This is a genomic window from Synechococcus sp. CS-1332 (assembly GCF_025127995.1).
GTDB lineage: Bacteria > Cyanobacteriota > Cyanobacteriia > PCC-6307 > Cyanobiaceae > Cyanobium.
Genome location: NZ_JAHLYP010000010.1, coordinates 1 through 10240, shown reverse-complemented (window position 1 = coordinate 10240; position 10240 = coordinate 1). Strand labels below are relative to the sequence as shown.

The 10240-nt window shown below is 69.7% G+C and carries 12 protein-coding genes; 2 read left to right on the top strand and 10 right to left on the bottom strand.

Going from position 1 to position 10240, the window contains the following annotated elements; all coding sequences use genetic code 11:
* Positions 1 to 600 (top strand): hypothetical protein (locus tag KQ305_RS01670; RefSeq protein WP_259723717.1); only part of this gene is annotated, 600 nt, incomplete at its 5' end.
* 96 nt (positions 601 to 696) lie between these two features.
* Here the strand turns inward: KQ305_RS01670 and grrM are convergent.
* From grrM to KQ305_RS01620, 10 genes are all read right to left on the bottom strand, one after another.
* Positions 697 to 1872, bottom strand: a complete 1176-nt coding sequence (grrM, locus tag KQ305_RS01665) for a cyclophane-forming radical SAM/SPASM peptide maturase GrrM/OscB (RefSeq protein WP_259723716.1) — start codon at positions 1870 to 1872, stop codon at positions 697 to 699.
* Positions 1869 to 2303, bottom strand: coding sequence for a GrrA/OscA1 family cyclophane-containing rSAM-modified RiPP (gene grrA / locus KQ305_RS01660; protein ID WP_259723715.1), 435 nt, complete (start codon positions 2301 to 2303; stop codon positions 1869 to 1871). The genes grrM and grrA (KQ305_RS01660) overlap by 4 nt, the downstream gene beginning before the upstream one ends.
* Positions 2304 to 2376: 73 nt before the next feature.
* Positions 2377 to 3339: an extracellular substrate binding-like orphan protein GrrP gene (gene grrP, locus KQ305_RS01655; protein WP_259723714.1), complete on the bottom strand. Its 963-nt coding sequence runs from the start codon at positions 3337 to 3339 to the stop codon at positions 2377 to 2379.
* A gap of 90 nt (positions 3340 to 3429) precedes the next feature.
* Positions 3430 to 3822, bottom strand: a complete 393-nt coding sequence (grrA, locus tag KQ305_RS01650; RefSeq protein WP_259723713.1) for a GrrA/OscA1 family cyclophane-containing rSAM-modified RiPP — start codon at positions 3820 to 3822, stop codon at positions 3430 to 3432.
* A 13-nt stretch (positions 3823 to 3835) separates the two neighbouring features.
* Positions 3836 to 4762: an extracellular substrate binding-like orphan protein GrrP gene (gene grrP / locus KQ305_RS01645; RefSeq protein ID WP_259723712.1), complete on the bottom strand. Its 927-nt coding sequence runs from the start codon at positions 4760 to 4762 to the stop codon at positions 3836 to 3838.
* 200 nt (positions 4763 to 4962) lie between these two features.
* Complete coding sequence (gene nadC, locus KQ305_RS01640) at positions 4963 to 5811, bottom strand: carboxylating nicotinate-nucleotide diphosphorylase (RefSeq protein WP_259723711.1); 849 nt, start codon at positions 5809 to 5811, stop codon at positions 4963 to 4965.
* A 26-nt stretch (positions 5812 to 5837) separates the two neighbouring features.
* A complete protein-coding gene (locus tag KQ305_RS01635; protein WP_259723710.1) occupies positions 5838 to 6575 on the bottom strand; it encodes a DUF4079 domain-containing protein in 738 nt (245 codons plus the stop codon).
* Between the two features lie 86 nt (positions 6576 to 6661).
* Positions 6662 to 8056, bottom strand: a complete 1395-nt coding sequence (gene mnmE, locus KQ305_RS01630) for a tRNA uridine-5-carboxymethylaminomethyl(34) synthesis GTPase MnmE (protein ID WP_259723719.1) — start codon at positions 8054 to 8056, stop codon at positions 6662 to 6664.
* Positions 8056 to 8982 (bottom strand): DMT family transporter, encoded by a 927-nt coding sequence (locus KQ305_RS01625; RefSeq protein ID WP_259723709.1) that lies wholly within the window; start codon positions 8980 to 8982, stop codon positions 8056 to 8058. The genes mnmE and KQ305_RS01625 overlap by 1 nt, the downstream gene beginning before the upstream one ends.
* A complete protein-coding gene (locus KQ305_RS01620) occupies positions 8979 to 9605 on the bottom strand; it encodes a zeta toxin family protein (RefSeq protein ID WP_259723708.1) in 627 nt (208 codons plus the stop codon). Before KQ305_RS01620 ends, KQ305_RS01625 begins: the two co-directional genes overlap by 4 nt.
* A 380-nt stretch (positions 9606 to 9985) precedes the next feature.
* Here KQ305_RS01620 and KQ305_RS01615 point away from each other — a divergent pair.
* On the top strand, positions 9986 to 10240 hold a 255-nt coding region (locus KQ305_RS01615), incomplete at its 3' end, for a DUF2062 domain-containing protein (protein WP_259723718.1).

Genomic DNA, 10240 nt, shown 5'->3' with positions numbered 1-10240 from the left:
GTGCAACTGCTCCGCGACAACATCACTGATCTGGTGTCGGTTCAGATCAACGGCGTCAGCTCCGCGGTCCGCTTGAGCGGCACCCAGATCAAGGCCAGCCAATTCGCCGACAGGCAGATCCTCGCCGCGGAAACCAACGCCGCCGGCGTGAACCAGATTCTCTGGAAAGTGGTCTCCACCGGGCAGATCCGCACCTGGTCGCTGGATAAAAACTGGAACTTCACCTCCTCCAACACCCTGGCCACGCCCACCAGCAGCTCGGGCCTGCTCCTCCAGCAGCAGTTCATGGTCGATGCCTCGGGCACACCGCTCACCCCCGCGCCACTAAACGCGGCCCTGCAGACGGTCGACCCGATCATCGGCGGCGGAACCAGCCTCGCCCCGGACGCCAGTGACGCCCTCGTCGGCGCTCCGGCGACCTTCGACGAACTCCTGCCCGCGGATCCGACGTTCACCAACACGCCGATCCTGGCCCTGGGTGAGCTTGCCTCCCTTGGCCTGTCCAACCCCACGGAGTTGCTGGCATCGCCGTTCCCCGCCGCCGGCTCGGCCTCCTCGCCGACCACCCCCTGGCTGGTCGCCACCCAGCCTCTGCTGTGAGAGGTCGTCCACGCGCCGGCTTTCCACGGCTAACAGACCCAAGAGCCGCTGTCTAACCGCAGCGGCTCTTCCATTTGTAGGCACCGCAACGGAGGATCAGGAGACCAGGCCCAGGGCCTGCTCCAGGCCAGCGAGCACCACATCGGCCGTGAGCTTGATGCGGTAGCGGCAGGCCTGGGTTTCTGTGCAGGCGAAGGTGCCGTGCTCCCAGTACTTGTTGCTGCCGGCGCCTCCTCCACAGAGGCCGAAGTAGGCACATTCCGCGCGGCAGCGGTCGGTGCCGGCACGCATGTCCGCCAGAATGCGCAGAAACTTGGGGCTGGTGGCGATCGAGACCAGGCTGTCGCTCTGGACATGGCCCAGCACGAAGTCGCCGTAGGTGTCGGTCTGAACCGATAGCAACTCGGGATCGAAGGTGGAGATCGCGCCGCGGGCATCCACGTTGACGATCGCGAAGGGGTTGTTCATGTCGGTGCACTCCAGGCGGGCGTCGGCCTGGGCCAGGCTGCAGATGCCCTCGAACTCCCGCACCCGCATCTGCCCAGGGTGCTCCTGCCACAGCTCCCAGAACCGCTGCAGAAACTCGCGATAGGCCACCTCAGCATGGGGGCGGCTGAGGGTGGACACCCGGTTCTCCCCCTCCGTCTCCTCCATGTTGAAGGCCACCTCAGTGATGCCGTTCTCGACGAAGAAGGCGTACAGGTCATCGGCGTAGCCGAGGGATTCCTCGGTGATCACGGCGATCACCTGGAAGGGGATGCCCCGGCGGCGCAGATGCTCGATACCCCGAAGGGTGGCGGCGTGGGTCCCCAGGCCGGTGCGGGTGCGGCGGTGGACGTCGTGGAGGAAGGCCGGCCCATCCATGCTCACACCCACTGAGATGCCGTTGCGCTCGAAGCAGTCGCACCAGGCCTCGTTGATCAGCGTGGCGTTGGTCTGCACCGACTGGTGGATGGTCAGGGGCTCCCCCTGCCAACGCTCCTGGGCCCGCCGCACGCACGCCGTGGCGGCGTCGTAGAAGGCGATCGGCACGGTGAGCGGTTCACCGGCGTGCCAGAGCAGGGTGAAATCACTGCCCACATAGGGGCTCTCCAGCACCCGCTCCAGGGCCGCTTCCAGCAGCTCCAGCGGCAAACGGTGACGGTCGTCGCGGTTGGGCAGGTAGCAGTAGTCGCAGTCGAGGTTGCAGTAGGGGGTGGGCTGGATGACCAGCAGCTGCAACGGCCCGAAGCCTTCCGGGTTGCCCGGTGTTGGGGTACTGGTGGCGATCACCAGAAGTTGCGGAAGCCGCCGTTACGGAAGCCGCCGTTGCCCCAGCCGCCGTTGCGGAAGCCGCCATTCCCCCAGCCGCCGTTACGGAAGCCACCATTGCCCCAGCCGCCGTTGCGGAAGCCGCCGTTGCCCCAGCCGAAGCGGGGCCCGCCCCCGTTCACAAAGACGTAGGCGAGGCGGCCATCGGGGGCTTTGGCCAGGCCCTCCACTGTCTCCGGCCCCGGCGACTCCTGCCCCATGGCCTGGGAGATGCGCCGCAGGCGGGCGTCGATCGACCCAGGCGCGGCCTCCAGGGGAGACGATGCCTGGGCGGGGGTGGACGGCGACTGGCCCAGCCCATCGGCCACCGCCTTGGCTCCGGCACCGGCGGGGGCCAGGGCCGCCAGCAGAAGCAGGAAACCGAACAGACCGGAACGGGGGTGGTTCGTCATCGGAGGGCTGCCAGGAAAGGAGGGAGGAGCGGGACGGGGCGATCAGGCCGCCGCAGGGCGGAGGTGCAGGAGGTCATCGGGGAGCCGCCGGTGAAGGGGCCGCCAGTTGGAAACCTTCGCGGGTCAGCAGCACGGATTCGAAGAAGGCGCGGACCCGCTCGGCTGGCACCACCAGCACACCGGTGGGTCCGACCCAGGGGGCGACGCTGGCCACGGCCTCGGGGCGGCCCTCCAGGTAGCCCTGGAGCAGTCCCGCGATGGCCAGGTTGACCACGTTCAGCAGCCTGGAATTGTTCTCCGGCACGATGCAGCCGACGCCATAGCTCACATAGGGCTGCTCAGGCACCAGGGCCACGCCCGAGAGCTGGCGCTGGTGCCGCAGACCGGCCAGCACGTTGGCATCACCCAGCACTCCCGTCACCCGTTTCTGCTCCAGGGCCGTGACGGCCAGGGCCAGGGTGGGGAAGCTGACCGCCTTGGCGCTGGGCTGGAGGGAACCCAGCAGACCGGCCCCGAGGGACCCCTCCACCACCGCGATCGACTGACCAGCGAGGGAGGCTGGGGAGCCATCAAGACTGCCGCTGCGGGTGAGCAGCCTCAGGCCGGAGAGGCCGATCGGCAGGGAGAAATCGACCAGCTTTTCCCGCTCCCAGCTGAAGGGCACGCCGCAGGCCAGGCCGGCGTTGCCGCTGGCAACGGCCTCAACCGTGACGGCGGTGTTGTCGACGGGGGCGAAGCGGATCTGCACCGTGGTGCCCAGCTCCGCCTTGAGCTGGCGGTCGATGCGGCGGGCCAGATCAATGGCGTAACCCTCCGGCTCCCCCTTCGGCCCGATCTTGACCAGGGGCGGGCTGTCGGCGGGACCCACCATCAGCACCTCGCCCGACTTGGCTGCCTGCTCCAGCACGGCGTCGGCGGCCCGCGCCGGGGCCAGGCCCCCCAGGGGCCAGAGGCAGGCCAGGAGTCCCAGGGCCAGGACCCTGCTGCGGCGGGATCGGATGGAACCGGCGGGAACCAGCGCAGCAGGAGAAGCCATGGGCAGAGCCGTGCACGTGCTGCACCTTAATGGCGGTTTCAGGCCCTGAGGACATCAGCGTGCGGGCTTGCAACGCCGCCGGCCTGGGACCTACCAGTTCCGGAACGCCCCACCGCGCATGCCCCCCCCATTCACGAAGCCGCCCCCGCCCCTGGCATTGACGAAACCGCCGCCGCCATTGCGGAAGCCACCGCCGCCGCCGTAATAGGGGTGGCCATTGACGAAGCCGCCCCGGGCCGCGTTGGCGAAGCCGCCCCGGCCGCCATTGACGAAGCCCAAGGCCAGCCGCTGATCGCCGGCGGAGAAGCCGTCCACAACGCTCCCGTCACCCTGGTCTCGGATCGCCGCTGTGATGCGCTGCAGCCGTTGCTCTATAGATCCGGCCGAGGTGGACTGCAGGGCCGCCTGGCCAGCGGCGGGAGCGGTCAAGGCCGCCAGGGCCAGGGAGAAACCGAGCAGGGCCGCGCGGGAGGTGATGGACATGGGGCGGATCTCCTTAACGGGCAGGTGAGGTGGGGGCGACAGCCGATGGGGTCGTTGCCGGCAGGGGCCTGACCCGTTCGTAGTTGAGCAGAACGGACTGGAAGTAGGCCTTGATCACCTCGGGAGGCAACTCCAGGACTCCCTTCGGACCGAGCCAGCGGTTGACGCTGGCCACGGCAGTCGGCTCATCATCGAGGTAGCCCTGCACCAGCCGGGCGATGGCCAGATTGACCAGGTTGCGGAAGGTGGAATTGTCCTCCGGAAGAATGCAACCCACCGCAAAGCGGGAGAAGGCCTCCGCGGGCACCAGGCCGTAACCCTTGCCGCCGAGGCTCTGGAGGGCACCGGCGAGCAACAGGGAATCACCCCCCACGGCATCCACTTGGCCGGCCAGCAGCGCCCGCACCGCCGGCTCGATTCCGGCGAAGGGCACCCGAACCGCCGTCGGCTGCACGGCCGCGATGGTGGCGCTGCCCAGGGAGTCCTTCACCACGGCGATCCGCTTGCCCGCCATCGAGGCCGCTGAGCCGTCGAGGCCCCCCTGCCGGGTGAGCACGCGAATCCCGGAGAGGGCGAAGGGCATGGAGAAGTCGACATACATCTCCCGCTCCCAGGTGAACTGCACCCCACAGGCCAGATCCACATCGCCGCGGCTCACGTCACGGAACACCGCCAGCGGATCCGCATTGGCGGTGTAGACGATCTTCACCGGCCGGTTGAGGTAGGTGGAGACCTCCGCCTCGATCAACCGGGCCACATCGAGGCTGTAGCCCACCAGGGTCTTGCTGGCATCGAGGTGGGCCATGGGCACCACGTCGGTGGGGCCGGCCATGGTGATCTCGCCGGTGCGCGCCGCCTGCTCGAGCACCGATTCGGCCCTGGCCGCCGCTGGGCTGCCCAGGGCCGCCACCAGCGCCAGCAGCAGGGAGGGTCCCACCACGGCGCAGCGCCGGGCCCGCGCGACGACGCCGATCGGGGCAGCCTGTTGAGGAGGTGTTGGCTGCGCAAGCGCTGGATGCGGCATGGGTCGCTGCGGCACGCGGGTCGGCTCGGGGGTCATCGGCGCCCACTCTGGCAACCGATCGGGGGCGGAGCCATCGATGCCAGGGGAGTGGGGTGTTTCTTCACCATGGCCCTGGTTCAGGCCAGCAGGGGGTCGAAGCGCATGCTCAGATCCAGCCAGGGGCTGCGGGTGACCGGGGCACTGGTGGAGATCAGATCGATGCCGGTGGCGGCGTAGGCGGCCAGCTGCTCCGGTCGCACCCCCGAAGCCTCCAGCACCACACTCGGCGCCAGGGCCCGCAGCTGGGGCACCAGGGCGGCCAGCGCCGCGGGGCTGAAGTCATCGAGCAGCACCGCGTCGGCCCCGGCGCGCACGGCGGCTTGCGCCTCGGCTGGGGTTTCCGACTCCACGATCACCCGCGCCGGCCAGGGGGCCGAGGCCCGCACCGCCGCGATCGCCGGAGCCACGCCGCCCGACCAGGCCAGATGGTTCTCCTTGAGCATGGCGGCATCGTCGAGGCCGAGCCGGTGGTTGCAGCCGCCGCCGCAGCGCACGGCGTACTTCTCCAGCACCCGCAGGCCCGGGGTGGTCTTGCGGGTGTCGGCCAGGCGCACGCCGGTGCCCGCCAGGGCTTCCACCAGGGCGGCGGTGGCGGTGGCGATCCCCGACAGACGCATGGCCAGGTTGAGGGCCGTGCGCTCCGCCGCCACCAGGGCGGCCGCCTGCCCCTCCAGCTCCAGCAGCCGCTGGCCGGCCACCACAAGCTCCCCATCGGCCACCAGCAACCGCACCGAGGACTGGGGATCCAGCAAGGCCAGAAGTGGCCCCACCAGCACCCCGCCGCAGAACACCCCATCGGCCCGCGTGACCCAGTGGGCCCGGCCATGACGGCCGATCAGGGCCGGTGCCGTGAGGTCGCCGCGGCCGATGTCCTCCTCCAGCCAGCCGCGCAGCTGGGCCTCCAGCGCCGGGGTGAAGGGGACCATCGGGACAGGGTCCACACCAGGCACCATCAGCTGCCTGCCGGCCCGACCGGGGGGGCAGGCTCCGGAGCCGGAGCGAAGGGTGGACAGACCCGCTGCACCGGATCATAGGCATAAATGGTGGGCTTCTGCCAGGCCAGGGGAATCTCCAGCAGGTCACGGCTGCCGGTGATGCCCTGGACCAGGAACAGCACGGCCGCCAGGGCCGAGGCGGTGAGGTGCAGCCGTCGCCAGCGAAGATCCTTGAGGATCTCCGGACGGGCCGCCAGGGAGAAGATCATCAGCCCCACCACGGCCACCCCGGCCCAGTAATGGGATTGCCAGAACTCGGCGCTGAGTGGGTTGTCGCTGAGGCGCCATACCTCGGGCTGGGCGCCGAGGCCGAGCACACCCGCCCAGGTGAGCAGGGCAAAGACAAACCTGTAGCCCTTGGCCTTCACCCGCCACAGGGCCAGCAGGGACACCACCGTGCCCACCAACACCAGCAGCAGCTGCAGGGCACGGCCGCCACCGCCGGTGAAGCCCTCCGGCGGCTGCTTGGTGACGATCACCACCGTGAGCGCCACCAGCACCAGCATCACCACCCCCGCCGAGAGCCACTGGCCCAGATCGGCGTGGTCGCGGCCAGTGGTGGGGGGCAGCTTGGCCTTCTCGACCCGGCGCGCTCGGGCCTGGATGCCGAGCCGCACCACCATGCCGATCAGGGGGTAGATCAGCACCACCGCCAGGGCGGGATGCAGGATCCAGAGCCAGTCGATGGTTTGCATTCGCCCGCTGGAGTGCGTTTGTCAAAGCATTCACGGGCGAGGTTAAGCGGTCAACCGGGGTGAGCGTTTCGTGATGCCGCAGGCGGCTACTTACCGATGCAGAAGCGGGAAAAGATCCGCTCCAGCACCGCCTCGGTCACCTCCTCGCCGGTGATCGCCCCCAGGCCGGCGATGGCGCCACGCAGATCGATGGTCCAGAAATCCCAGGGCAGGCCCTGGTCGGCCGCCTCCATGGAGCGCGCCAGGCTGGTGGCGGCCGCCGCCGCCAACTCCCGCTGACGCCCGTTGAGGGCCACCTGCAACCCCTGGAGCTCGCTGACACCGCACAGACCCAGCAGGGCCGCCACCAGGTCGTCGCGGCCCGCGCCGGTGAGGGCGCTGATGGCCACGACGGGGGCTTCCGACCTGGGCGGCATGGCCTCGGACTCGGCGGCACCCTCCGGGAGGGCATCGCGCTTGTTGCCCACCAGCAGCAGGGGCACCCCCTCGGGCACCAGGGCCCGCAGCTCCTGGTCGGCGGCGGACCAGCCGGCCACCAGATCGAACAGCAGCAGCACCGCATCGGCCCCGGCCAGGGCCTGGCGGCTGCGTTCGATGCCCAGCAGCTCCACCCGGTCGTCCGTCGGGCGAATGCCAGCGGTGTCCAGCAGGGTGAGGGGCACCCCGTCGAGCACCAGGTCGCTTTCGAGCAGGTCGCGGGTGGTGCCGGGCAGGTCGGTGACGATGGCCCGCTCGCGGCGGCTGAGCAGGTTGAGCAGGCTGGATTTGCCCACGTTGGGCCGGCCGACGATGGCCACCCGCAGGCCCTCGCGCAGCAGCTCCCCCTGGCGGGAGTCGGCCACCAGCTGCTCCAGCGCGCGCCGCACCGCCTCCAGTTCGGCACGCACCGCCTCCCCCTCGAGGGGGGGCAGGTCCTCCTCGAAGTCGACCCGGGCCTCCAGCTCGGCCAGCTGGTCGAGCAGGCGCTCCCGCAGGCCGCCGATGCGGCGCTGCAGACCCCCGTCGATCCCGGCCATGGCCAGCTCGGCCGCCCGGCGGCTGCGAGCGGCGATCATCTCGGCGATGGCCTCGGCGCGGGTGAGGTCGAGGCGTCCGTTGAGGAAGGCCCGCTGGCTGAACTCCCCGGCCCCTGCCAGGCGGGCGCCGGCGGCCAGCACCAGCTCCAGCACCTGCCGCACGGCGACCAGGCCCCCATGGCAGTGGAGCTCCACCACATCCTCACGGGTGAAGCTGCGGGGGGCCCGCATCAGCAGCAGCAGGGCCTCATCCACCCGCCGGCCGTCGGCGGGATCCACCACATGGCCGTACAGAACCCGATGGCTCTCCCAGGACTGGGCACCGGGGGCCTCAAACAGCCGCCGGCCGATTCCCTCGGCCGCCGGACCCGAGAGGCGCACGATCGCCACGCTGCCGGCCCCGGCGGCCACGGCGGTGGCGATGGCGGCGATGGTGTCGCCCGGGAGCTGGGGGGCAGGCTGGATCAAGCAGGGGATGGACTGGGGCCGGGCAGGAAGCGCTGAAGGACCCCCAGCAGGATCAGCCCGAGGCTGGCGAGAACGCCGGGCGTGAGTGGTTCGTGCAGGAAGGCCGCGGCCGTGAGCACCGTGACAACCACACTGGCGCTGCCGCCGAAGGCCACCTGGGTGACCGTGAAGCGGGCCGTGCTCAGCTGGCGCAGGATCTCCGTTCCCAGGCTGAGGGTCAGCCCGTAGATGACGATCACCCCGACCACCCACCAGAGCTGCAGATAGAAGAAATGCTGGGGGCCATAGACCAGCAGCGCAATCAGCCCGAACACCAGGGCGCCCGCCAGGTTGGTGACACCCCCGGTGAGGCCGCGGGACAGGTGCTGAACCACCAGGTGACGGCGCAGGCAATTGCGCGTGGCCGTGGCGAACACCGCCACCAGCGCCCACAGCAATCCCGGCAGCTGATCCATGCCCATGCCGAGGCCCGAGCCGAAGAGTCGGCCGACGATCAACCCCGCCAGGATCAGGGCCAGGCTCAGATGGAACCGGACTGGAAGCCGCTCCTTCAGCCACCACAGCGCCAGCAGGGCCGAGGCCGGCAGGGTGAGGGAGAACAGCAGGGTCTGGGTGATCACCGTCAGCTGGTCAAGCGCCATGTAGAAGGCGAGCGGCGCCAGAAAGCAGCCGAGAAACGAATCAGCCGCGATGGCGATGCGGACCCGGGGACGCAGGCCGTTGATCTCCCGTGCCACATCTGCGGGCTCGGCGATCAGCAGTGCCAGGCCGATCATCAGCTGTGAAATGAAAAAGACATTGCAGAAGCTGATCGGATTCTCACCCGCGATCGCGTGGGCCGCCCCCTGGAGCTGCAATCCCTTCAGCACCGTGCTGCGCAGGCCCGAAACGATGGTGTAGGCGATCAGGACCAGGGCCATCATGGCCGCGAGGTTGCGCTCGGCGGGACCGGCTGGTGGTCGGATGGGAAGGGCCCACCTCCCTGGTTCAGGACGCGGCCCGTGAGGCCATCGACCTGCAGATAGCCGTCCGCCCAGCCGGAGAGCCGCTGGAAGGTGGCGGGGCCGGTGGCGAAATACCGAACAATCGCCGCCCGGGAGACATAGCGACCCATGGCCCGATAACGCTCCAGCACCCTCTTCCGACTGAGGGATTCAGGCACGCTCACATGGAGCAGAAAGACCCCATAACCCAACGCCCTGAGCTCGGGAATCAGGCGGCGGTAGCGATCGGCCCGGCTCATGGTTCCATCGTAGAGAAGGTCGAAGCGGCAAGGCCGGCCGATGCCGGCCAGCAGGCGATCCACCAGCACACCGGTCTCGGCCTGGGTGAGATCCGCGTTCCAGCCGCGGTACTCCGGCAGCTCGGCACGCAGGGCATCGGCGTCGACGCGCAGGGTGCCCGGTGCCAAGGCCAGGGGAGCGTAGGTGCGGATCCAGGTGGATTTCCCCGCCCCCGGGGCACCGCCGGTGAGGATCGCGATCGGTGGCCTGTGGGACACACAGACGGAATCCTTTCGAGCCGCCGCGATGATGCGCTCACGCACCGATTCTGGGCTTCTGACCTGGGGAAAACCGCGCAGACATCGCTCCAGGAAATCGATGGCCGCAGGCGAAATCTGCGGCAACCCGGAGGCGTCCAGAATCTGGCAACTGGCGGGACGACCCGCGATCGGGGTGGCCGCCTGCAGCGGCGCCACCACCGCCACAGTTCCAAGAAGGCCCCAGAGCGACAGGAGGAGCGAGGCTTGCAGCACAGCCCACCCGGTGGAGCTCAGCAGACGGTAGACCGGACACCCCCGCTCCGCCCAGACGCGGGCTGGCCGCTGGCCGCCGGGGGATTGTTTCCCCTAACGTTTTAACGGTGTTCGCCAAGGCCCCCAGCGGCTGGCCGAATGCCTCAACCTCCTCGCCTGGACCCCCTCTTCTGGCCCTGCGAACCCTGAAACGTCGCTTCCGCCAGGCGATCGAATGGATCTGGCGCCAGGAGGGCAGCCACGGCCAGCGGGCCCGGGGGCTGGCGGCGGGGGTGTTCATGGGCTGCTTCCCGATCTTCGGCTTCCAGACCCTGTTGGGGGTGGCCCTGGCCAGCCTGGTGCGGGGCAACCACCTGCTGGCCGCCGCCGGGACCTGGATCAGCAATCCGATCACCGACGTGCCGATGATCTGGTTCAACTATCAG

Bases quoted from the DNA above. Each gene is read 5' to 3' on its own strand.
- KQ305_RS01635 (WP_259723710.1), bottom strand. From the start codon at position 6,575: ATGCAAACCATCGACTGGCTCTGGATCCTGCATCCCGCCCTGGCGGTG.
- nadC (WP_259723711.1), bottom strand. From the start codon at position 5,811: ATGGTCCCCTTCACCCCGGCGCTGGAGGCCCAGCTGCGCGGCTGGCTG.
- grrA (WP_259723715.1), bottom strand. From the start codon at position 2,303: ATGACGAACCACCCCCGTTCCGGTCTGTTCGGTTTCCTGCTTCTGCTG.
- grrA (WP_259723713.1), bottom strand. From the start codon at position 3,822: ATGTCCATCACCTCCCGCGCGGCCCTGCTCGGTTTCTCCCTGGCCCTG.
- KQ305_RS01625 (WP_259723709.1), bottom strand. From the start codon at position 8,982: ATGATGGCCCTGGTCCTGATCGCCTACACCATCGTTTCGGGCCTGCGC.
- grrP (WP_259723714.1), bottom strand. From the start codon at position 3,339: ATGGCTTCTCCTGCTGCGCTGGTTCCCGCCGGTTCCATCCGATCCCGC.